This is a genomic window from Streptomyces mesophilus (genome assembly GCF_040300965.1).
GTDB classification, from domain to species: Bacteria; Actinomycetota; Actinomycetes; order Streptomycetales; family Streptomycetaceae; genus Streptomyces; species Streptomyces mesophilus_A.
Map to the genome: position 1 here is coordinate 1 of NZ_JBEPEW010000116.1, position 20,419 is coordinate 20,419.

Below are 20,419 nucleotides of genomic sequence, written 5' to 3' on the forward strand. Positions count from 1 at the left end.
CCGGACCGCGCCACAGCGCGAGCGCGGCCCCCAGCTTGAGCGCGGCCTCTGCGCCGCGGCCCGCGGCGAGGGCGCGCCGGCCCGCCCCTGCGAGCTGCTCGAAGCGGTGTACGTCCACGTCCGCTTCCGTGACGTCGAGGCGGTAGCCGCCCCCGACCGACTCGACGGCCGCATGGCCGCGCAGTGACTTGCGGAGGCGGGAGACCAGTGCCTGCAGGGCGTTGGAGGCATCGGCGGGCGGCTGTTCGCCCCACAGTCCGTCGACCAGACCGTCCGCACTGACGGGCCGTCCGCCTTCGAGCGCGAGGCGGGCCAGGAGCATCCGCAACCGTACGCCCCCGATCTCGACGGGTCCCGACTCGCTGCCGGCCCCCACCGGACCCAGCAGGTCCACTTTCAGTGCCACGACTCCCCCGGCCTTCCCTTGTTCGAGCATCTCGCCCGACGCGGGCTAAGAATCACCCAGTCGAGGTCCTGGGTAAAGCCCTGTTCGGTTCGACGAGGGGCGCGCGGCAGCCGAATTCGCGCCCCGGCGCCTCCCCCTCGTGGCGCCCTCCCAACTCCCCTTTCGTACGGGGAGATCCACCGGCTCCCGCTTGCGTAATCGAGTGATCACAGTCCGTGCTACAAGGTGATCACCGCGTCAGTGACGCACAGCAGTACCGACTGGAGGCACACACATGTCCGTAGGCGAAGAGATCCGCACAGCCGAGGCCCGGCCGCAGCAGAGTCTGGGTACGGCGGCGGCGCGGAATCTGGCCACGACGACCAAGTCCACCCCGCAGATGCAGGAGATCAGCTCCCGCTGGCTCCTGCGGGCGCTGCCGTGGGTGCAGGTGCAGGGCGGCGCCTACCGGGTGAACCGGCGCCTGAGCTACTCCGTCGGCGACGGCCGCGTCACCTTCGTCAAGACCGGTGAGCGCGTCGAGGTGATCCCCGCCGAGCTGGGCGAACTGCCGCCGCTGCGGGAGTTCGAGGACCTGGATGTGCTGACCGAGCTGGCCCGCCGTTGCGAGCAGCGGGAGTTCGCGCCGGGTGAGGTGCTCGCGCACTTCGGCAGCCCCCTCGACACGGTGTTCCTGCTCGCCCACGGCCGCGCCGAGAAGGTCGGCTCGGGTCCCTACGGCGAGGACGCCGAACTCGGGGTGGTGGGCAACGGCGCGTACTTCGGCGAGGACGGTCTCGTCGACACGAACGCGATGTGGGAGTTCTCGGTGCGCGCGGTGACCACCTGCACCGTGCTCGCGCTGCCGCTCGGCTCCTTCCAGCAGGTCGTCGAGCGGACCCCCGCGCTGCGCAAGCACCTGGACACGCTGCGGGAGATGCCGAGCCAGCGCACCAACAAGTACGGCGAGAAGGAGATCGACCTCTCGGCCGGCCACGTCGGCGAGGCGGAGATCCCCAGCACCTTCGTCGACTACGACTCCTCTCCCCGCGAGTACGAACTGAGCGTCGCCCAGACGGTGTTGCGCATCCACACCCGTGTCGCGGACCTCTACAACCAGCCGATGAACCAGACCGAGCAGCAGCTGCGGCTCACGGTCGAGGCGCTCAAGGAGCGCCAGGAGCACGAGCTGGTCAACAACCGCGAGTTCGGTCTGCTCGCCAACTGCGAGTACGAGCAGCGCCTCCAGCCGCACGACGGTGTGCCCAGCCCCGACGACATGGACGAGCTCCTGAGCCGCCGCCGGGGTTCGAAGCTGTTCCTGGCGCACCCGCGCGCGATCGCCGCGTTCGGCCGCGAGTGCAACAAGCGCGGGCTCTACCCGGAGCCGGTGATGTTCGACGGCCACCAGGTGCCTGGCTGGCGTGGCGTACCGATTCTGCCGTGCAACAAGATCCCGATCAGCGAGGACCGTACGACCTCGATCCTGTGCATGCGTACGGGAGAGGACGAGGCGGGCGTCATCGGGCTGCGGCAGGCCGGCATCCCCGACGAGATCGAGCCGAGCCTGTCGGTGCGCTTCATGGGCATCAACGAGCAGGCGATCATGTCCTACCTGGTCACCGCGTACTACTCGGCGGCCGTGCTCGTCCCCGACGCGCTCGGTGTCCTGGAGAACGTCGAGATCGGACGGTGGCGTTGAGCACGCAGCCCTTCGCGCTGCCGGCCTGCTATCTCCCCCACCCCGCGCGGCTCAGCCCGCATGCCGCGCGGGCCCGGGAGGAGTCCACGGCCTGGGCGCGCGGCATGGGGATGCTGGAGGGATCGGGGGTGTGGGACGCGGAGGACCTCGCCGCGCACGACTACGCGCTCCTGTGCGCGTACACCCATCCCGACTGCACGGCCGAGCAGTTGACGCTGGTCACCGAGTGGTACGTGTGGGTCTTCTTCTTCGACGACCACTTCCTGAAGCTGTTCAAGAAGACCCTCGACCGGCGCGGCGGCAAGGCGTACCTGGACCGGCTCCCGGCCTTCATGCCGCTCGATCCGACAGCCGGCATGCCCGAACCGGAGAACCCGGTGGAGGCGGGCCTCGCGGATCTGTGGAAGCGGACCGTGCCGCACATGTCGGCCGACTGGCGGGAACGTTTCGCTACGAGCACCCGCAATCTGCTCAACGAGTCGCTGTGGGAGCTCTCCAACATCAACGAGGGCCGGATCGCCAACCCGGTCGAGTACATCGAGATGCGCCGCAAGGTCGGCGGCGCCCCTTGGTCGGCTCAGCTCGTCGAGTACGTGACGGCCGAGGTGCCCGCGTCGGTGGCGGCGTCCCGTCCGCTGCGCGTCCTCATGGACACGTTCTCGGACGCCGTGCACCTGCGCAACGACCTCTTCTCGTACCAGCGCGAGATCGAGGAGGAGGGCGAGCTCAGCAACGGCGTCCTCGTCCTGGAGACCTTCCTCGGCTGTACGACCCAGGAGGCGGCCGACGCGGTCAACGAGCTGATCACCTCGCGGATGCAGCAGTTCGAAAACACGGCCCTGACCGAACTCGCACCCCTGTTCCTGGACAAGGGGCTGCGGCCCGACGAGTGCGTGGCGGTGGCCGCGTATGTGAAGGGGCTGCAGGACTGGCAGTCCGGCGGCCATGAGTGGCACATGCGCTCCAGCCGCTATATGAACGAGGGGGCGGTGAGCCGGAGTTCGGCGCCGCTCGGCATGGGCGCCCTGTCCCTCAAGGACCTCCTCGCGGCGACCGGCGCTTCCCGGGTGCGCAGCCACACCCACGTGCCGTATCAGCCGGTCGGTGCCTGGCAGGTACCCGAGATCCGCATCCCCTTCCCGCTCACGCTCAGCCCGCATCTCGACGCCTCCCGCGCGCATGTCATCGCGTGGGCACGGGAGATGGGGATCCTGGAGCCGCAGCCGGGCGTGCCCGGTTCGGACGTCTGGGACGAGCACAAGCTCGCCGGGTACGACCTGGCGCTGTGCGCGGCCGGCATCCATCCGGACGCTCCCGTCGAGCAGTTGGACCTCACGGCCCAGTGGCTGACCTGGGGGACGTACGGGGACGACCTGTTCCCGGTGATCTACGGTCGCACCCGCGACCTGGTGAGCGCACGGGCCTGCGTCGAGCGGCTGCGGCTGTTCGTGCCGGTCGACCTGGGTACCGCTCCGCCGCCGGCGACGGCGCTGGAGCGCGGGCTCGACGATCTGTGGCGGCGCAGCGCGGGTCCGATGGCGCTCTCCGCCCGTACGGACTTCCGGCGGGCGATCACGGAGATGCTCGACAGCTGGCTCTGGGAGCTCGCCAACCAGGCGCAGCACCGGATCCCCGACCCGGTCGACTACATCGAGATGCGGCGGCAGACCTTCGGCGCGGACTTCACGATGAGCCTGTGCCGGATCGGCCACGGCAGGTCGGTGCCGCCCGAGGTGTACGCGAGCGGCACGCTGCGCGCCCTGGAGAGCGCCGCGGCCGATACCGCCGGCCTGCTCAACGACCTCTTCTCCTACCGGAAGGAGATCGAGTACGAGGGAGAGCTGCACAACGCCGTCCTGGTCGTGCGGACCTTCTTCGGCTGCACGCGCGACCAGGCGGGTGCGATCGTGGCGGATCTGCTGCACTCGCGGCTCGCGCAGTTCCAGCACATCGCCGCCCGCGAACTCCCCGTCCTGTACGAGGACTTCTCACTGAACGCGGCTGCCCGTGGCGTGCTCGACGGGTACGTGGAGGAGCTGGAGAACTGGATGACCGGCATCCTCAACTGGCATGAGGGCGTGCGGCGTTACCGGCCGCAGGACCTCGGCCACGGTCCGCTGCCTCCACTGACAGGGCTTGGGACGTCGGCGGCGAGGGTGTTCTCGATGGCCGGCTGAGCGCAACTCCCTTGTGGATCAGTACGGTTGGGCCGTACTGATCCACAAGGGGAGGGACCACCATGTCCGACACCACTCAGCACAGCACAGGCAAGTCCGGCCGCCGCACCCGCTTTTACCGGGCCGCCGCGGCCGTCGCCACCGTGACCGGGCTGGCCCTGCTGCCGTCCGCGGCGGGCGCGACACCCGGCAGCGGGGTCACCGGCACGATCCTGGCCAAGGGCACCTCGCAGGACACCCTGCGCCTGAAGGCCAAGGGGCGCACCGACGTCACGTTCCGCACTATCACGATCGCCCCCGGCGGCTCCACGGGCTGGCACTACCACCCCGGCCAGGTGCTCGCCGTGGTCCAGGAGGGCACCCTCACCCGCACCCTCGGCGACTGCTCGGTCGAGACCACCCCCGCGGGCGGCTCCTTCGTGGAGCCGGGCGGCAGCAAGGACGTCCACATCGGCCGCAACCTGGGCACGACGCCGGTCGTCCTCTACGTGACGTATCTGCTCCCGGAGGGAAGCCCCCTGTCGGTGGACGCACCGGACCCGGGGTGCTGACCGGGTAGCCACGCCTCGCCGACGCACAGCTCGCCGCTCGGCGCTGCGCAACTCCCGTGTCACAGCTTGCCGGTGACGACTCCGCGCCAGGTCCAGCCCGCACCCAGAACGGCCTCCTGGAGCGGAGTCTTCAGCTCGGCACTGTCGAACCGAAACCCCCTGGCGGAACCGCCATCACGGTCGCCGTCGCCACCGCCATCGACATCTCCACCGACATCTCCATCGCCGCCGAGCGTCCAGCGCTTGGACACCGTCCGCACCTGACCGCGCTGGACCTCGGCCGCGATCGCAAGCCGCGGCCGGTCACCGGCCCAGGTGACCTCGTACTGCTGGTCCAGAGAACGGACTTCCCGCTTCTCCGGCACGAGCCGCATCCGCACCTGGAACACCCGGCTCACCTGACTGCGCACGAAGAACGCCCGCCAGTCGGGATCGAGAACCCGCCACTCGGCCACCAGATCGGCCCCTTCTCCACGACCGTCCCTGATGACATACGGCACGTCGGCCCCGTTGAGCCCCAACAGAGCCGCACACACCTCACCACCGGACCGCGCCACGACACCATCGGCGGGACGCCTGGTCCCGGTCAGCTTGTCGAAGAGTCCCATGGGGTCAGCCTATTCAGGACCGGCTCGAGGATGCCCACGCCTCCCAGCTCAGATCTGTACGCCCGGTACCCGGTCCTCCACCACCGCCGTGGCCCTGGTGCTCACCGGTGCGCCGGGGCGGGTGACGTACGGGAGGACGCGGAAGTCGCTGGTGAGGCGTTGGTGGTCGACGTGGATGCGGACGTAGCCGCGCTGCGCGTTGAAGAACTTCATGTGGGGGTTGGCGGCGAGGAAACGCTGTCCCTCCGCGGTCATGTCGGCGCCGTCGCCGCCGCTCGCGATCGATGTTCCGACGAACTCGGCCGCCAGCGTGGCGGATCGGGGGTCGGTGAAGTCGCTCTTGAGGTCGACCGCGTAGTTCTGGTGGCGGTCGCCGGTGATGACGACGAGGTTGCGCACGTCACGGTTGCGCGCCTCCGCGAGGAGGCGGTTGCGCTCGGCCACGTAACCGTCCCAGGGGTCCATGAACACGTTGGTGGCCTCCCCCTCGTCCAGGTCCGTCTGGCCCATGGGGGTCTGGTTGCCGAGGATCTGCCAGCGCGCGGGCGAACGCGAGAAGCCCTTGAGGACCCAGTCGCGCTGTTCGGCACCGAGGAGGGTGCGCCCTTCGTCGAAGCGGCCCTCGCAGTCGGCGCTGGTGCCACCGCCGCAGAGCTGGTCGTCGCGGTACTGACGGGTGTCGAGCATGGTGAAGTCCGCGAGCCGGCCGTAGCCGAGCCTGCGGTGGATGCGCACGTCCGGGCCCTTGGGCAGCTGGGTGTGGCGCAGCGGCGCATGCTCGTAGAGCGCCTGGAAGGCGTCCGCGCGGCGCTTCAGGAACACCTCCGGGTCCGCGCCCGCGTCCTGGGAGATGGCGCCGGCCCAGTCGTTGTCCACCTCGTGATCGTCGAACGTCATGATCCACGGGAAGCGGGCGTGCGCCTTCTGCAGCGGGGCCTCGGACTTGTAGAGGCCGTACTGGAGGCGGTAGCGGGCGAGGTCCAGGGTCTCGGTGTGGAACTTGGGGTCGGTGGTGACGCCGCGCTTGTTGGTGCGCACCCCGTACTCGTAGAGGTAGTCGCCGAGATGCACCACCAGGTCGAGGTCCTCCTCGGCCATGTGGTCGTACGCGGTGAAGTAGCCGTCCTGCCAGGCCTGGCAGGAGGCGAAGGCGAACTTGAGGTCGCGCGGCATCGAGAAGGCGCGCGGGGTGGTGCGGGTGCGGCCGACCGGGGAGATCGCCGTGCCGGTGCGGAAGCGGTAGAAGTACACGCGGTCGGGGGCGAGGCCGTGCACCTCGGGGTGGACGGAGTGCGCGAGTTCGGGTGTGGCGACCACGCTGTCGCGGCGCACCACCTTGCGGAACCGCTCGTCGGTGGCGACCTCGTAGTGCACGCGCACCGGCTTGTCCGGCATGCCGCCGAGACCGTCGGCGGCGAACGGGTCGGGCGCGAGTCGCGTCCACAGCACGACCCCGTCGGGCATCGGATCGCCCGAGGCGACGCCGAGCGAGAAGGGGTCCCCGGTCAGTGCGGGTGCGGCGTGGGCCGCGCCGGAGCTCCACAGGCCGGTGCCGAGCATGAGGGCGGCCGCTCCGGCTCCTCCGTACCCGAATATCTCGCGTCGGGTCGGGGTGTGGGATCTGTGCACGGGTTCCTCCTCGGGCGCATGGCGTAACGAACCGGGAAAACCCTGCGGGGAGTACGTGACATGTCAGCGCCAAGCGGATGGCCACCCGCGGAGGGCCAGATGAACGGGGCGCATGGGCAGGCGCGTTGGGCCGGGGGCGCCGATCGCGCGACGTCTCGGACGGCGCCCGACCAAGGGGGTGGGGGCGGCGAAGCCCCCACAACGCGCGGCGAAGCCGCGCAGAAACGACGAGAGCGAGGAAGGTCCGCGCTTTCTGCGGACATTCCTCGCTCTCGCTCTTGTGCGCCGCCAGGGACTCGAACCCCGGACCCGCTGATTAAGAGTCAGCTGCTCTAACCAACTGAGCTAGCGGCGCTTGACTCGTAAATAGTACCCGGTGCGGAGGGGTGGTCCTGACCATTTTCCGACCATGGTCATCAGCGCCCCAAGACGTCCTCCCGCCCCTGCTCCCGATACCGCCCGAGCACCCCAGCCAGGTCCTCCCGCGAGAAGCGCCGGTACGCCGAGGAGGCCCCGTCGCGCCACCACACCGGGTCCGCGCACCGGAAACCGGTCCGCCGCAGCGCCACCCGGTGGACCTTGTTCGTGGCCGTGACCGGCATCCGGTCGACGATCCGCAGGTACGTGGGGACCATCTTCGGTCCGAGGTCGGACTGCTCGGCGAGGAAGAGCGCGAAGGCGGAGGGGTCGAAAGCCCCTCCCTGCCGCAACGCGATGGTCGCCATCACCTGGTCGCCCGCCACCGGGTCGGGCACCGCGTAGACCGCCACGGCGGAGGCGGCCGGCCACCGGGCCAGGATGTTCTCGATCATCGCGGCGGCCAGATTCTCGCTGTCGACGCGCAGCCGGTCGTCCGTACGGCCGGCGAAATACAGGAACCCCTCCGCGTCCCGGTAGAAGAGGTCACCGGTCCAGTACCAGCCGTCCCGCACCCGCGCCGCATCCGCCTCGGGGTTGCGCCAGTACCCCTCGAAGGGGTTGCGGCCGCGGTTGACCAGCTCGCCGATCGCCTCGTCCCCGTTGAGCAGCCGCCCGCCGGGCCCGAAGCGCGCGGGCGGGCACTCGGCGTGCGAGGCAGGGTCGACCACGGCCAGGTCGTCACCGGGCGTGGCCCGGCCGATCGCGCCGGGCGGGGTGTCGGCGGTGCGCTGGATGGAGGCGCCGCCCTCGGAGGACCCGTACCCCTCGACGAGCCGCACCCCGAAGCGCGAGGCGAACCGTTCGGCGTCCACCGCACCCGCCTCGGTCCCGAACCCGACCCGCAGCGGGTTGTCCCGGTCGTCCTCGCCGGGCTCGGTGGCCAGCAGGTACTGCACGGCCCGGCCGACGTACGTGAAGTACGTCGCGCGGTATTTCCGTACGTCGGAGAGGAAGGCCGACGCGGAGAAGCGCCGCCGCAGCGCCACCCCCGCGCCGGCCGCGAGCGCCGGGGCCCAGTCGGCGATCACGGCGTTCCCGTGGAACATCGGCATACAGATGTAGTGCACGTCGTCCGGCCGTACCCCGTGGAACCGCACCAGTGACTGCCCGGCCGCCGCGAGCCGCCCCTGCGTACAGATCGCGGCCTTGGGCGCACCGGTCGAGCCCGAGGTGAAGTAGAGCAGGATCCGTGATCGGGGTCCGACCTCGCCGACGGTGTGCTCGCCCGGCTTGGCGCCCTCGTACGCCTTCAGGAGCTCGGCGTAGGCCTCGGTGTCGGTGACGAGGACGCGTACGCCCGGCAGCTCCAGGCCGTCGAGCAGCGGAAGGTGGGCGCGCTCGGTGATCAGGATCCGGGCCTCGGTGTGCAGGATGTCGCGGGCCAGCTCGGCGCCGCGCCGCGTCGGATTGATTCCGGCGACGGCGGCCCCGGCGAGCGCGGCGGCGCTCAACCACCGTGGGAACTCCGGGGTGTTGTCGAGCAGGACGGCCACGTGCGGTTCGGCGCCCCGCGGCAGCAGGTCCGCGAGCAGCGCGGCCCGGGCGGCCGCGGCCGCGGTGACCTGGTGGTGGCTGTACACCTCGTCCTCGAACCAGAGCCCGGGGCGGTGGTCGGCCCAGCGGGCCTGGACGAGTTCCGCGACGGTCGCGCCTTGGGTGCCCATGGGGCGGCACGATAATTGACGGGGCGTCAGATGTGGAGGCCCCTGAACCCTGCGGCCCTCAGGGCGTCATCGGATCCGGCCCCGAGGACATCGACGTGTACATACCGATGAAGACCACAAGGAACACCACCATCACGCCGACGAAGACCAGCGTCCCCGTCGTCTGCGCGGCGAGCGCCCCGCCGCGCGGTGCGCGGACCGTCGCACGGTCCGGACGCTCCGCCGTGTAGTGGACGGGCACGATGTCGCCCTCGACGATCGTCGAGGGCCCGTTCCTCTCCTCGAAACGGACCGTGCGCCCGTCGCGCGTGACGTACTCGAACACATGGTGAAGCGTCGTCGTGGTGCGGTCGCCGCTGCCGCTGGTCGTCGTATAGAAGCGCAGACAGCGCGCCTCGGCCGTCAACCCGCTCGACCAGGCGGCCCGCATCTGCCGGTCCCTGTTCACAGCGTTGACGGCCACCCCGACGAGGAAGGCGATCATCAGCAGCGGCACCGCATAGAAGAAGAAGTCCATGGCATCCCCCCGGATCTGCGCACACCGCTCGAACACGGCGTGCGCAGACCGTATGCCCGCAGGTCAGAGGGGAAGAACTCGATCTGAGCAAGATCTGAGCAACGGGCCGTGGGGGGTTGGTCGGAGCGGTCAGAACTGGACGTCCGAGCATGCGTAGAACGCATTGCCCGTGTCCGCGATCGTCCAGACCGCGAGGATGATGTGCCGTCCCGACTTGCCCGAAGGCAGCTGACCCGAGTGCGAGAGCGTCGCCGGGGGCTGGCCGCTGAAGGGCACGGTGAGGAACGGCGCGGTGTCCAGGGACGACCGGGAGAGCGGGGCGCTCTGGTTCCAGCCGTTCTTGGTGATGTAGTAGCGGAAGTCGGTCGTGGAGTGCCGTGCCGTGAACTGCCAGCGGAACGTGTACGTCGATCCGCTCGACACCGACGTGGCCGGCCAGGCGCCACCGCCCGGCTTGGTGGGCGAGTTGAGCGCGTCGAACTGCCCGAGGCCGGCCGAACAGATCTTGCCGTCCGCCGGACCCGCCGCCGGGAAGCCCTTCGGGCCCTCGACGCTCTGCGGCTCCCACTGGATGGCGCCGCAGCCCGTCACCGTGCCGTTCTGGCACAGCTTCTGGCGGCTGATGGGCAGATCGGTGTAGCCGTGGCTGCTGGCGCCGCCGGACGACAGCGCGAACGCGCCCGCCGTCGCCAGGCCCACCAACGCCGCGTACGTCTTCTTTCTCCGCATACTGCTGCTCCTGGGGCTCGTGATGTGGGGGTGAGCTCGAGCGCTGCGCAGTGCTCCGTGCGGAAGTGCTGGATCCGCTGTGCATGATCCGGAAGTACAAGGTCCGGAAGTACAAGGTCCGGTCTAGACCAAGTCTCAGATTATTCTCAGGACTTGAACATGTCCATACCAATAGTGGAGAGGATCCGGTCGGCCCTTCCCCGCGATTCCTCCACGAGTTCACCGTTGGGCCGGTCGTTCGCCCGCACCCAGTCCTCGGCCCCCACCCTCGTACGTCCGCCTGTCAACTGCCGCTCCACCAGGCGCAATTGACGCACATCGCCCGGCGCATCGACGTACCACAGCGCGCCCATGAGACCGCGCGCCTCGCGCCAGCCGGGCAGATCACAGGCGAGATAGTTCCCCTCGGTGACGACCAGCCGCGCGGACGGTGCGACCCGATGCCGCGCCGCCACCGGCTCGTCGAGGGTCCGGTCGAAATCCGGTACGTAGAGGTCCCGGCCGGTCTCGGTCAGGACCCGCCTCAGCAGCGCCAGATACCCGTACACGTCGAAGCTCGGCTCCGAACCCTTGCGCGCCGTGAGCCCGAGCCGCTCCAACTGGGCGTTGGACAGGTGGAATCCGTCGAGCGGCAGATACGCGGCCCGCGCACCGAACCGTTCCACCAAGGCCCGCGCGAGCGTGGACTTCCCGGCGCCGGGCGGGCCCGCGAGCCCCAGCAGGACGCGGGGGCCCGAGGCGGTCAGCTTCCAGGCATCGGCCGCGAGGGATTCGAGCGTGGGCTCGACGGGGGCCGGCTCAGCGATCTCCATGTCCCGTATAGAACGCCACCGTCAGATCCTTCACCAGGGCCTTGCGCTCGTAGTCGTCGAGTTCGACCAGGCCGCGCATGGTCAGCCGGGTCACCGTGTCCTCCACCGAGTCGACCACCTGGGTCAGCACGCTCTCGCGGTGGCGGGCGTCCAGGGCCGCGATCCGCCGGCGCCGCATCACCTCGGCGACCTCGGGCGCGTACTCGATCCGGGTCGGCTGCGCCGAGAACACCTCGAGGCCGGCCGGGTCGGCGTCCGCGACGAGGAGCCGGGTGAGTGCGTCGCCGACGGCCTCCGCGTTACGGAGCGTCGGCCCGTCGCCGTGGAAGGCGTCGGCGGGAAGCTGCGAGAGCACCCGCGCCATGGCCGCCTCCACGCACTCGCGCAGATAGGTCTCATGGTGGTCGACTCCGAGCGTCGCCCGGGCGGTGTCCTTCACACGCCACACCACGAGCACCACCACCCGCAGCGCGGCCCCCTGCGCGTCCACGGCCGGCAGCGGTTCACTGCGCCAGTGCCGCAGCCGTACGTCGACCCGGCGCCGCTTCAGGAACGGGTTGATCCACACCAGACCGGTCCGCCGCACACTCCCCCGGTACCGCCCGAACAGCGAGACCACCCAGGCCCGCCCGGTCCGCCCGCGCCCGAGCCCGGCGAAGGCGCACAGCGCGAGCGCACCCGAGCCGGCGAGCAGCGCCCACTGCGCCGGTCCCGGCTGCGCGCCCTCGACCAGCGGCAGCCGCGCGAGCCGCACCGCGAGCGGCGGCAGCAGGCCCGCCCACCACAGCCCGGCCCCGCACCCCGCGAGCCCCACGGCACCGGCGGCCACGGCCACGGCTCCGGACAGCGCGGAGGCGGGGCGCTCCACCAGCGTCTCGTCGACGGGCAGCACGGCACGTACGGATGTCCTGGGCAAGGACCTGCGCACCGCGCGCGGCTGCTCCCCCGTGCCCTGCCGGGCCCGTCCCACCACGGCCGCCGACGACGCCGGGGCCGCGGCGAAGACGCCGGCCCGGGTCGCCACCCCGGTGGCGGACGCCGTCCCGCTCCCCACTGACGCCGCCCCGGCCTCCGGCTCGTCGCGGAACAGCAGATGCACCGGGATCTCGGTGGTCGCCTCGTTCTGGATCAACCGCACACGCTCGGGTCCCACGGCCCCGGTCCCCGCTTCCGCCGACGTCATCGCACCCTCCGTACCACCGCAGCCGACTCCAACCCGGGCCCCGTCACAGGGCCGCGCACCCGACCCGCCCGGCAACCCGGCGGACCACCCGTCCCGCTCACGCGAACAACCGCCGCCATGTCTCCGGCCCCGGCAGACCGTCCGCCGCACCGCCCCGCCAGCCCTGGGCGCGCTGGAACGCCTCGACCGCACGCCGGTCGGCCTCGCCCCACCGGGGCCCCGGACCCTGCGCGTAGAACCGCCCGTACCCCTTCTTGACGAGCTGCCGCCCGAGCACGGTGATGAACTCGTTCGACTGCCCCGGCCGGAACATCCCGCGCCCCGGGTAGGCCGGAACCCCGCGCGGCGCACCCGGCGAACCGCTCGCCGCGATGTTCCGCCCCTTGCCGCTCGCCAGGTACTCCCAGGTCAGCGGGCCCGGCAGCCCGTCGGCAGCCTTGCCGCGCCAGCCCTGCGCGAGCTGGAAGGCCTGCGTCGCACGCCGGTCCGCCTCGCCCCACTGCGGCCCGGGCCCCTGCCGGTAGAACCGTTTGCCGCCACGCTCGACGAGCATCTTCCCGAGCTGGGTCACATACGGGCTGCGCACGCCGGGCCCGAACGCCGCGCGCCCCGGATAGCGGGCGGGGGCGCCGGACGCGGCGGCCGTGAGCCCCTTGTAGCGATAGGCCGTATAGCGCTGCGCGTGGTTCCAATAGGCGTACGGGGTGGCCTGTTTGCGCGTATGCGGGCGGGCCTGCTCATAGGCGAGGTAATAGGCGCGGGTGTAATCCGTCCAGCCGCCGAAAATCGTCACGTGCGAACCCCTTTCCGGATCGGCGGGATTGTGGAACAACAGAATGTCCCCGGGCTGCAGCTGATCGCGGCTGATTCGCACGGCGAACCGGTCGAGTGTTCCGGTCCACTGATTCGTGCCGAGATTCCAGGCCATCGAGACAAAGCCCGAACAGTCCTGCCGGTAACCGTCGCGCCAGTACTTCGCGAGGCTGTACGGCACCTCGGCGGCCACCCATGTCTTGGCCCGCTTGATGATCTCGGCCCGGGTGGTCGGCCGCACCGCAGGAGCCGCCGCGGGGGCTCCGGGCGCGCCGTGCAGCGGGGCGGCGGCGCCCTGCGGGTGCCCGTCGGGGTCGTCGGCAAGTGGCCGGACCAGCGGGTGGGCGACGGCGCAGGTGACGGTGGAGCCCGCCGCGAGAAGGGTTCCCGCGGCGGTCACGGTGATCAGTGCGCTCCGCGCGCAATGCGAGGCAGAAATACGGGAAGGCCCCTTGGGCCCCGTACCTCCTAAGCGGAGACAGCCCGCGCAGCCACATGTGCCGCCTGCGGGTTCGAATTCCTCGAATGCCGGCAGTCCCGCCGTATCGGATCGCATGCGATCTACCTCACACTCGCGAAGGGGCCGGGAATTCGCCGTACGCGGATCTGCATGGTCGTCAGTTTCCCAACTGCTCCCGGATATCGCATGTTGACGGTCCGAATGCTGCACGCGTACGGCCCACTGCCCGGCCCCCGCGCTCGGGCGTGGTCGGAACCACCCCCGACGATCCGGTAGAGTTCTCCAGGTCAGCGCGCGCCGCTAGCTCAGTTGGTTAGAGCAGCTGACTCTTAATCAGCGGGTCCGGGGTTCGAGTCCCTGGCGGCGCACAGACAGACAAGGCCCTTCGTTTCGACGAGGGGCCTTCGTCATGCCACGGCATCGTTCGGCAGCCAACAGGCGGCTGGGGGTCCGGGGGTTATCCCCCGGATGAATGCAGCATCAGCGGGTCCGGGGTTCGAGTCCCTGGCGGCGCACGATGGCGATGGGCGAGAAGTGTCCGCGGAAAGCGCGGACCTTCTCGCCCTCGTCGTTTCTGCGCGGCTTCGCCGCGCGCTGCGGGGGCCTTGCCACCCGCACCCCCTTTTGTCGCGCACCCCCCGTGGGACGGCCTGGCCGGATACGGTGTCGCCCATGGCCAGCGACATACAGGAGCGCATCAAGAAGCTCATCATCGACCGTCGGCTGCCGTCGGGGGCCTCGCTGCCCACCGAGCCCGAGCTGATGGCGCTCCTCGGTGTGAGTCGCAATTCCGTGCGAGAGGCGCTCAAGGCCCTCCAGGCGATGGGAATCGTGGAGATCCGGCATGGATTCGGTACCTATGTGGGACCGATGTCCGTCGCACCCATGATCGAAGGGCTGACCTTCCGCACGGTCGCGGGCCACTACCGGGGCGAGGACAGCCTGTTGCAGCTCCTGGAGCTGCGCGAGGCCGTGGAGACCGGTCTGATCGCCCGGCTCGCCGGCCGCATCCCCGCAGCCGACCTCGCCGAACTCGACGCGCTCATCGAGCGGATGGAGCGCGAGGCCGCCGACGGCGAGGTCGCCGCCGAAACCGACCGCGCCTTCCACGCCACGCTCTACCGCGGCCTGGGAAACCTGCTGCTCGGGGAGGTCCTGGAGGCGTTCTGGGACGCGTTCCACAAGGTGCGCACCGACCTCGTCGACGTACCGCAGGACCCCAAGGTGACCTGCCGCCAGCACCGGGAGATCCTCGACGCGGTGCGCTCCGGTGATGTCATCCGGGCCGAGCAGGCAATACGCGAGCACTTCGGTAATATTCGTACCCGGCTCGGCTCACCTGCCTCAACTGACCTCCCAAACCACGCGTATGACAAGTAAACACCTTGTATCGCTCTTGCGATCAAGCCAGGGGTCGTAGAACCCTGGCCTGAAGATTGGGAGGCTTGCGCTTCCATGGGGCGGGCGGTACGAGGCAGTTGGGGGTTCTCGCCCCCGTCACCATGTGAACGGGTGGTTCGGGGAGAGGGCCCCGGCCATGAAACGCTGGGGGTCCCGTTCATGAAGCAAAGCGGGGCGGGCATCATGCAACCGGAAGGCACCTCTTCCATGTCCTAGTGACAGGTGAGGTGGCCAGCCAGTGACGCGCCTGTGGGGGTCGAGGGGGACTCCGGCGGGCGGAAGGACCGACGAACACGCAGACCAGTGCGTGCGGGGGGATGACTCATGACGTCGACGCCGGCGGGCGCCGGGCCGGGCTCCGACCCGACCCAGACGCAGCAGTTGCGCGTGCCATCACATCGGACGGGCGGCTTCAGGCGCATCAAGAAGACGCTGCCGAGGTACGACTACGAGCACTACAGCCGGCTCTCGGGGCCACTGACCAACCCCGATCCGAGCAAGCCGTACAAGGTGCAGTACCGGTCGCTGCTCTCGCAGGAGCCGCACCGGATCCGGGCCGCGCTCATGCTGGGCGCGGCGCCGCTGCTCTCGCTCGTGCTGCTCGCCTGGCTGCTTCAGCCGGAGCACTGGACCGAGCGTGACTACGTCCCGAACGCTTATCTGGAGCACCTCGACGTCGTCATGCTGGTCTCGATCGGTCTGATCGAGTTCTTCCGCTGCATGAACGTGCTGTCCAACGCGCATGCCACGCTCGTCGCCCGTGACCCGATCCCGGTGGTCCCCGAGACCGGGACGCGCGTCGCGTTCCTCACCTCGTTCGTGCCCGGCAAGGAGCCGATCGAGATGGTGACCAAGACCCTGGAGGCGGCGGTCAAGCTCCGCCACCGGGGGCTGCTGCACATCTGGCTGCTCGACGAGGGTGACGACCCGGAGGTCAAGGAGGTGTGCGCCCGGCTCGGCGTGCACCACTTCTCCCGCAAGGGCATCGCGAAGTGGAACCAGAAGAAGGGTCCGCACCGCGCCAAGACCAAGCACGGCAACTACAACGCCTGGCTCGACGCGCACGGTGACGACTACGACTACTTCGCCTCGGTCGACACCGACCACGTGCCGATGCCCAACTACCTGGAGCGGATGCTCGGCTTCTTCCGCGACCCGGACGTCGGCTTCGTCATCGGCCCGCAGGTGTACGGCAACTACGACTCGTTCGTCACCAAGGCCGCCGAGTCCCAGCAGTTCCTGTTCCACGCGCTGATCCAGCGCGCGGGCAACGCGTACGGTGCGCCGATGTTCGTCGGCACCTCGAACGCCGTACGGATCAGTGCCCTCAAGCAGATCGGCGGTCTGTACGACTCGATCACCGAGGACATGGCGACCGGCTTCGAGATCCACCGCCACCGCAACCCGCAGACGGGCAAGAAGTGGCGCTCGGTCTACACGCCGGACGTGCTGGCCGTCGGTGAGGGCCCGAGCGCCTGGACGGACTTCTTCACGCAGCAGATGCGCTGGTCGCGCGGTACGTACGAGACGATCCTCAAGCAGTACTGGAAGGGCTGGTACTCGCTCCCGCCGAGCAAGCTCTTCAACTACACGATGATGATCATCTTCTACCCGATGTCGGCCCTGAACTGGATCCTGGCGGCGCTGAGTTGTGCGCTGTTCCTGGGCCTGGGCGCCTCGGGTGTCAACATCGACCCGACGATCTGGCTGATGCTCTACGGCAACGCCTCGGCGCTCCAGATCGGCCTGTACATCTGGAACCGCCGCCACAATGTCTCGCCGCACGAGCCCGAGGGCTCCGGCGGTGTGGCCGGCATGGTGATGTCCGCGCTGTCCGCGCCGCTGTACGCCAAGGCGCTGATCGACTCGATGCTGCGGCGCAAGTCCAAGTTCGTGGTCACACCGAAGGGCGATTCGGCGTCCCCCGACCGCTGGTTCGGGACCTTCCGCTACCACTGGTACTTCATCTTGATCTTCGGCGGTTCGATCGGTGCCGGGTTCTATTACGGGCACGCCCACCCGGCCATGATCATCTGGGGTGTGATCGCGATGCTGATCACCGCCACGCCCATCTTCGTATGGCGCTGGCAGATCCGCCAGGACAAGAAGAAGCCCAGGTCCGGTGCTCCGGGAAGCGGTCCGGCGGACGGCGCTCACGCGCCGCAGCCGGCTGCGGTGCCACCCCAGGCGGCCGCTCCGCACAACCAGGGCCGGCCCAGCTGGGCCGCGGCCGAGCGTCCCGCTCGGACCGGACGCCCCGACGAAACCATGCAGATCGCCCTTGGGGGACGTAAGAAATGACCGTCGGCACCACGCCGGTGAAGCACACCCGCCGCCGCGCCCGCCGCATAGCGATAGGCGCGGCGGTGGTGCTTGCACTCGCCGGAATGAACGGTCCCGCGCTGTGGCGCTTCGCCTCGGACCAGTACCACGACTACAAGATCAACAGGCCCGAGTACAAGGCCGACAACGGCAAGTGGGACATCGTCGACCTGCCCGACGAGTACAAGCTGAACACGATCCACGCCGCGCTGCTGCACACGGGGAAGGTGCTGCTCGTCGCGGGCTCGGGGAACAACCAGAAGAACTTCGACGCGAAGAAGTTCGACACCGTCCTGTGGGACCCGGTGAAGAACACCTTCAAGAAGATCCCCACCCCCAACGACCTGTTCTGCACCGGGCACACCCAGCTCCCGGACGGCAAGCTCCTGGTCGCGGGCGGCACGAAGTCGTACGAGAAGCTCAAGGGCGATGTGACCAAGGCCGGCGGCCTGATGATCGTCCACAACGAGAACCCGGACAAGCCGATCACCCTGCCCAAGGGCACCAAGCTCACGGGCAAGGAGAACGGCAAGACCTTCGTCCTCACCGAGTCGATCGTCGTCGAGCGCGCGAAGAAGACCTTCGATCCTCAGACCGGGAAGTTCACCGGCAACAAGGCGGGCCTCGAGCGCGTCTACGTCGAGGCCACCAAGAGCGGCAAGAAGTACGAGACCGGCACCGAGGACAACTACAAGATCGAGGGGCTCTCGGCCGCCGACGCCAAGAACACGTACGGCATCGCGCAGAAGCTCGCCCTCGACAAGAAGGACTTCCAGGGCATCGACGATGCCTATGAGTTCGACCCGGTGGCCGAGAAGTACATCAAGGTCGACCCGATGAACGAGTCGCGCTGGTACCCCACCCTGACCACGCTCTCGGACGGCCGGATCCTGGCCCTGTCGGGCCTCGACGACATCGGCCAGGTCGTGCCCGGCAACCGCAACGAGGTGTACAACCCGAAGACGAAGAAGTGGAGTTACGTCAAGCAGAACCGGCAGTTCCCGACGTATCCCGCGATCTTCCTGCTGCCCAACGGCGAGCTGTTCTACTCGGGCGCCAACGCCGGTTACGGTCCGGACGACGTGGGCCGCGACCCGGGTGTCTGGGACTTCGACACGAATAAGTTCACCAAGGTCAAGGGCCTGTCCGACCCCAAGCTGATGGAGACCGCCGGCACGGTGTGGCTGCCGCCCGCGCAGGACGAGAAGTTCATGGTCGTCGGCGGCGGCGGCGTCGGTGAGTCGGAGCAGTCCAGCGAGAAGACCCGGATCATCGATCTCGACGAGGACAACCCGGAGTTCAAGGACGGGCCCTCCTTCGACAAGGGCACCCGCTATCCGCAGTCCTCGGTCCTGCCCGACGACAACGTGCTGATCTCCGGCGGCTCGGAGGACTACCGCGGCCGCAGCGACTCCAACATCCTCGAAGCGCGGATGTACGACGCGAAGACCGGCGAGATGCGCAAGGTCGCCGATCCGCTGGTGGGCCGCAACTACCACTCGGGCTCGCTGCTGCTGCCCGACGGGCGCGTGGTCTTCTTCGGTTCGGACTCGCTGTACGCGGACGCGGCCAACACCAAGCCGGGCACGTTCGAGCAGCGTCTGGAGATCTACACGCCGCCGTATCTCTACCAGGGCTCGCAGCCCTCGCTGAGCGGCGGTCCTGACGCGATCGAGCGCGGTGAGTCGGCCACGTTCAAGACGCAGCACGCCTCGTCGATCAAGAACGCGCGGCTGATCAGGCCGAGCGCGTCCACGCACGTCACGGACATCGACCAGCGCTCGATCGCCCTCGATGTGAAGAAGGGCAAGGACAGCGTCACGGTGACGGTCCCGGAGAACAAGAACCTGGTGCAGCCGGGCTGGTACATGCTGTTCGTCACCGACGACCAGGGTGTGCCGAGCGAGGCGCAGTGGGTGGAGGTCCCCGAGTAGGCGCGCGGACCGCATGACTGAGGGCGTCCCCTGATGCGGGGGACGCCCTCAATTGCTTGCGTATGCGCCCTACTTGGCGTTCTTGGCCAGCTCCAGTGCATACTCCGGCCACCACTCGCCGGCCTTCGGGCCGCCTCGGCACTCGCCGTCCGACTCACCGGGACGCTTGATCCACAGGTAGGCGTCTACGCGTTCGTCGGCGGTGTCCACCGTGGGCACCTCGCCGAGCGCGCGGCCCGGCGGATTGCACCAGGGGTCCTTCTCGTCCGACTGCCAAACGCCCTTGCCGTTGCGGCTGGTGTCGATGACGAACGGCTTGGCGCCGACCTTGTCCGAGAGCTGCTTGCCGAACGCGATCGACTCCTCGGTGGTGTAGAAGTTCGAGACGTTCACCGCGAAGCCGTCGGCCTTGTCGATGCCCGCCCGCTTCAGCGGCTCGTAGAAGGCGTCGGGGCCGGCCGAGCCCGCGTTGCCGCCGTCGATGTAGACCTTGGTGTTCTTCAGGGTGTGCAGCTTGTCGATGGCGCCCTTGAGCAGCTCGTAGCGCTCGTCGTGGAACTCCGTCGGTGTGCAGCGGTCCACGACGTGCAGCAGGGCGTCCGGCTCGAGGATGACGGTGGCCGGGCGGTCCTCGATGCCCTTGGCGACCTCGTCGATGAAGTTCCGGTAGGCGTCGCCGTCGGCCGCACCGCCCTTGGAGAACTGACCGCAGTCGCGGTGCGGGATGTTGTAGAGCACCAGGACCGCCTCGCGGTCGGCCTTCTCGGCCGCCTCGGTGAATTCGCGCGCCTGGTCCTGCGCCGTCTCCGGCACGATCCACTCGCCGGTCGGCTGCTCGGCGATCTTCTTGATCAGCTCGGCGTCCGACTTCTTGCTGTCGTCCTTGTACGTCTGGAGCTGCTCGGCCGCGTTCGAGTCGGGGTTGACCCAGTACGGGTCCTTGTCCTTCGGCTGCTGCGTGGCGCTGTTCGACGGGTTGTCAGGGTCCTTGTCGCCGTCCGACGAGCAGCCGGTCAGAAGCAGCGCCGCCCCCACAAGCGCCGCACCCGTCTGCACCGCCCCACGGAACGTCGCGGAACTGCTGTACATCCACTCCCCCTTGGGTGCACGGT

17 protein-coding genes and 2 tRNA genes are annotated in these 20,419 nt (G+C 69.4%); 7 read left to right on the forward strand and 12 right to left on the reverse strand.

What is annotated here, in order from left to right; genetic code table 11:
• The coding region (locus tag ABT367_RS30715) for an AfsR/SARP family transcriptional regulator (RefSeq protein WP_352256534.1) at nucleotides 1-406 on the reverse strand (406 nt) is incomplete at its 3' end.
• A gap of 274 nt (nucleotides 407-680) precedes the next feature.
• Here ABT367_RS30715 and ABT367_RS30720 point away from each other — a divergent pair.
• The 3 genes from ABT367_RS30720 to ABT367_RS30730 all read left to right on the forward strand — a co-directional run bounded on the left by ABT367_RS30720 (nucleotide 681) and on the right by ABT367_RS30730 (nucleotide 4,815).
• Complete coding sequence (locus ABT367_RS30720) at nucleotides 681-2,087, forward strand: family 2B encapsulin nanocompartment shell protein (protein ID WP_352256535.1); 1,407 nt, start codon at nucleotides 681-683, stop codon at nucleotides 2,085-2,087.
• Nucleotides 2,078-4,264: a terpene synthase family protein gene (locus tag ABT367_RS30725; protein WP_352256536.1), complete on the forward strand. Its 2,187-nt coding sequence runs from the start codon at nucleotides 2,078-2,080 to the stop codon at nucleotides 4,262-4,264. Before ABT367_RS30720 ends, ABT367_RS30725 begins: the two co-directional genes overlap by 10 nt.
• 62 nt (nucleotides 4,265-4,326) lie before the next feature.
• On the forward strand, nucleotides 4,327-4,815 hold the full coding sequence (locus tag ABT367_RS30730; protein WP_352256537.1) for a cupin domain-containing protein: 489 nt from the start codon (nucleotides 4,327-4,329) through the stop codon (nucleotides 4,813-4,815).
• Between the two features lie 59 nt (nucleotides 4,816-4,874).
• Here the strand turns inward: ABT367_RS30730 and ABT367_RS30735 are convergent, their stop codons facing one another.
• The 9 genes from ABT367_RS30735 to ABT367_RS30775 all read right to left on the reverse strand — a co-directional run bounded on the left by ABT367_RS30735 (nucleotide 4,875) and on the right by ABT367_RS30775 (nucleotide 13,746).
• A complete protein-coding gene (locus ABT367_RS30735; RefSeq protein WP_352256538.1) occupies nucleotides 4,875-5,423 on the reverse strand; it encodes a hypothetical protein in 549 nt (182 codons plus the stop codon).
• 48 nt (nucleotides 5,424-5,471) lie between these two features.
• Nucleotides 5,472-6,983: an alkaline phosphatase D family protein gene (locus tag ABT367_RS30740; protein WP_352256557.1), complete on the reverse strand. Its 1,512-nt coding sequence runs from the start codon at nucleotides 6,981-6,983 to the stop codon at nucleotides 5,472-5,474.
• A gap of 350 nt (nucleotides 6,984-7,333) precedes the next feature.
• Nucleotides 7,334-7,407: transfer RNA gene (locus ABT367_RS30745), tRNA-Lys, on the reverse strand.
• Between the two features lie 61 nt (nucleotides 7,408-7,468).
• Nucleotides 7,469-9,136 carry an AMP-binding protein gene (locus tag ABT367_RS30750; RefSeq protein WP_352256539.1) on the reverse strand — a complete coding sequence of 556 codons (1,668 nt, stop codon included), beginning with the start codon at nucleotides 9,134-9,136 and terminating at the stop codon, nucleotides 7,469-7,471.
• Between the two features lie 58 nt (nucleotides 9,137-9,194).
• Nucleotides 9,195-9,653 carry a DUF3592 domain-containing protein gene (locus ABT367_RS30755; RefSeq protein ID WP_352256540.1) on the reverse strand — a complete coding sequence of 153 codons (459 nt, stop codon included), beginning with the start codon at nucleotides 9,651-9,653 and terminating at the stop codon, nucleotides 9,195-9,197.
• A 129-nt stretch (nucleotides 9,654-9,782) separates the two neighbouring features.
• Nucleotides 9,783-10,382 (reverse strand): lytic polysaccharide monooxygenase auxiliary activity family 9 protein, encoded by a 600-nt coding sequence (locus ABT367_RS30760; RefSeq protein WP_352256541.1) that lies wholly within the window; start codon nucleotides 10,380-10,382, stop codon nucleotides 9,783-9,785.
• Between the two features lie 146 nt (nucleotides 10,383-10,528).
• Nucleotides 10,529-11,194, reverse strand: a complete 666-nt coding sequence (locus ABT367_RS30765; protein ID WP_352256542.1) for a nucleoside/nucleotide kinase family protein — start codon at nucleotides 11,192-11,194, stop codon at nucleotides 10,529-10,531.
• Nucleotides 11,181-12,377, reverse strand: a complete 1,197-nt coding sequence (locus ABT367_RS30770) for an SPFH domain-containing protein (protein ID WP_352256543.1) — start codon at nucleotides 12,375-12,377, stop codon at nucleotides 11,181-11,183. The genes ABT367_RS30765 and ABT367_RS30770 overlap by 14 nt, the downstream gene beginning before the upstream one ends.
• A 97-nt stretch (nucleotides 12,378-12,474) precedes the next feature.
• A complete protein-coding gene (locus tag ABT367_RS30775; protein ID WP_352256544.1) occupies nucleotides 12,475-13,746 on the reverse strand; it encodes a peptidoglycan-binding protein in 1,272 nt (423 codons plus the stop codon).
• Between the two features lie 198 nt (nucleotides 13,747-13,944).
• Between ABT367_RS30775 and ABT367_RS30780 the strand changes: the two genes are divergently transcribed.
• Nucleotides 13,945-14,018 (forward strand) — tRNA-Lys (locus ABT367_RS30780).
• 112 nt (nucleotides 14,019-14,130) lie between these two features.
• Here the strand turns inward: ABT367_RS30780 and ABT367_RS30785 are convergent.
• Complete coding sequence (locus ABT367_RS30785; protein WP_352256545.1) at nucleotides 14,131-14,262, reverse strand: hypothetical protein; 132 nt, start codon at nucleotides 14,260-14,262, stop codon at nucleotides 14,131-14,133.
• Nucleotides 14,263-14,322: 60 nt separating this feature from the next.
• Here ABT367_RS30785 and ABT367_RS30790 point away from each other — a divergent pair, with 60 nt between their 5' ends.
• The 3 genes from ABT367_RS30790 to ABT367_RS30800 all read left to right on the forward strand — a co-directional run bounded on the left by ABT367_RS30790 (nucleotide 14,323) and on the right by ABT367_RS30800 (nucleotide 19,307).
• Nucleotides 14,323-15,030: a FadR/GntR family transcriptional regulator gene (locus tag ABT367_RS30790; protein ID WP_352256546.1), complete on the forward strand. Its 708-nt coding sequence runs from the start codon at nucleotides 14,323-14,325 to the stop codon at nucleotides 15,028-15,030.
• Nucleotides 15,031-15,375: 345 nt separating this feature from the next.
• Nucleotides 15,376-17,352 (forward strand): glycosyltransferase family 2 protein, encoded by a 1,977-nt coding sequence (locus ABT367_RS30795; RefSeq protein ID WP_352256547.1) that lies wholly within the window; start codon nucleotides 15,376-15,378, stop codon nucleotides 17,350-17,352.
• Entirely contained in the window at nucleotides 17,349-19,307 is a 1,959-nt protein-coding gene (locus ABT367_RS30800; protein ID WP_352256548.1) for a kelch motif-containing protein, read from the forward strand. The genes ABT367_RS30795 and ABT367_RS30800 overlap by 4 nt, the downstream gene beginning before the upstream one ends.
• 69 nt (nucleotides 19,308-19,376) lie before the next feature.
• On the opposite strand, the gene ABT367_RS30805 is transcribed toward ABT367_RS30800, so the two are convergent.
• Nucleotides 19,377-20,396 (reverse strand): glycoside hydrolase family 6 protein, encoded by a 1,020-nt coding sequence (locus ABT367_RS30805; RefSeq protein WP_352256549.1) that lies wholly within the window; start codon nucleotides 20,394-20,396, stop codon nucleotides 19,377-19,379.
• Nucleotides 20,397-20,419 lie beyond the last annotated feature (23 nt).

Coding starts and splice junctions, on each gene's coding strand:
- ABT367_RS30720 (WP_352256535.1), top strand. CDS start 681: ATGTCCGTAGGCGAAGAGATCCGCACAGCCGAGGCCCGGCCGCAGCAG.
- ABT367_RS30730 (WP_352256537.1), top strand. CDS start 4,327: ATGTCCGACACCACTCAGCACAGCACAGGCAAGTCCGGCCGCCGCACC.
- ABT367_RS30735 (WP_352256538.1), bottom strand. CDS start 5,423: ATGGGACTCTTCGACAAGCTGACCGGGACCAGGCGTCCCGCCGATGGT.
- ABT367_RS30740 (WP_352256557.1), bottom strand. CDS start 6,983: ATGCTCGGCACCGGCCTGTGGAGCTCCGGCGCGGCCCACGCCGCACCC.
- ABT367_RS30750 (WP_352256539.1), bottom strand. CDS start 9,136: ATGGGCACCCAAGGCGCGACCGTCGCGGAACTCGTCCAGGCCCGCTGG.
- ABT367_RS30755 (WP_352256540.1), bottom strand. CDS start 9,653: ATGGACTTCTTCTTCTATGCGGTGCCGCTGCTGATGATCGCCTTCCTC.
- ABT367_RS30760 (WP_352256541.1), bottom strand. CDS start 10,382: ATGCGGAGAAAGAAGACGTACGCGGCGTTGGTGGGCCTGGCGACGGCG.
- ABT367_RS30765 (WP_352256542.1), bottom strand. CDS start 11,194: ATGGAGATCGCTGAGCCGGCCCCCGTCGAGCCCACGCTCGAATCCCTC.
- ABT367_RS30770 (WP_352256543.1), bottom strand. CDS start 12,377: ATGACGTCGGCGGAAGCGGGGACCGGGGCCGTGGGACCCGAGCGTGTG.
- ABT367_RS30775 (WP_352256544.1), bottom strand. CDS start 13,746: ATGCGATCCGATACGGCGGGACTGCCGGCATTCGAGGAATTCGAACCC.
- ABT367_RS30790 (WP_352256546.1), top strand. CDS start 14,323: ATGGCCAGCGACATACAGGAGCGCATCAAGAAGCTCATCATCGACCGT.
- ABT367_RS30795 (WP_352256547.1), top strand. CDS start 15,376: ATGACGTCGACGCCGGCGGGCGCCGGGCCGGGCTCCGACCCGACCCAG.
- ABT367_RS30800 (WP_352256548.1), top strand. CDS start 17,349: ATGACCGTCGGCACCACGCCGGTGAAGCACACCCGCCGCCGCGCCCGC.
- ABT367_RS30805 (WP_352256549.1), bottom strand. CDS start 20,396: ATGTACAGCAGTTCCGCGACGTTCCGTGGGGCGGTGCAGACGGGTGCG.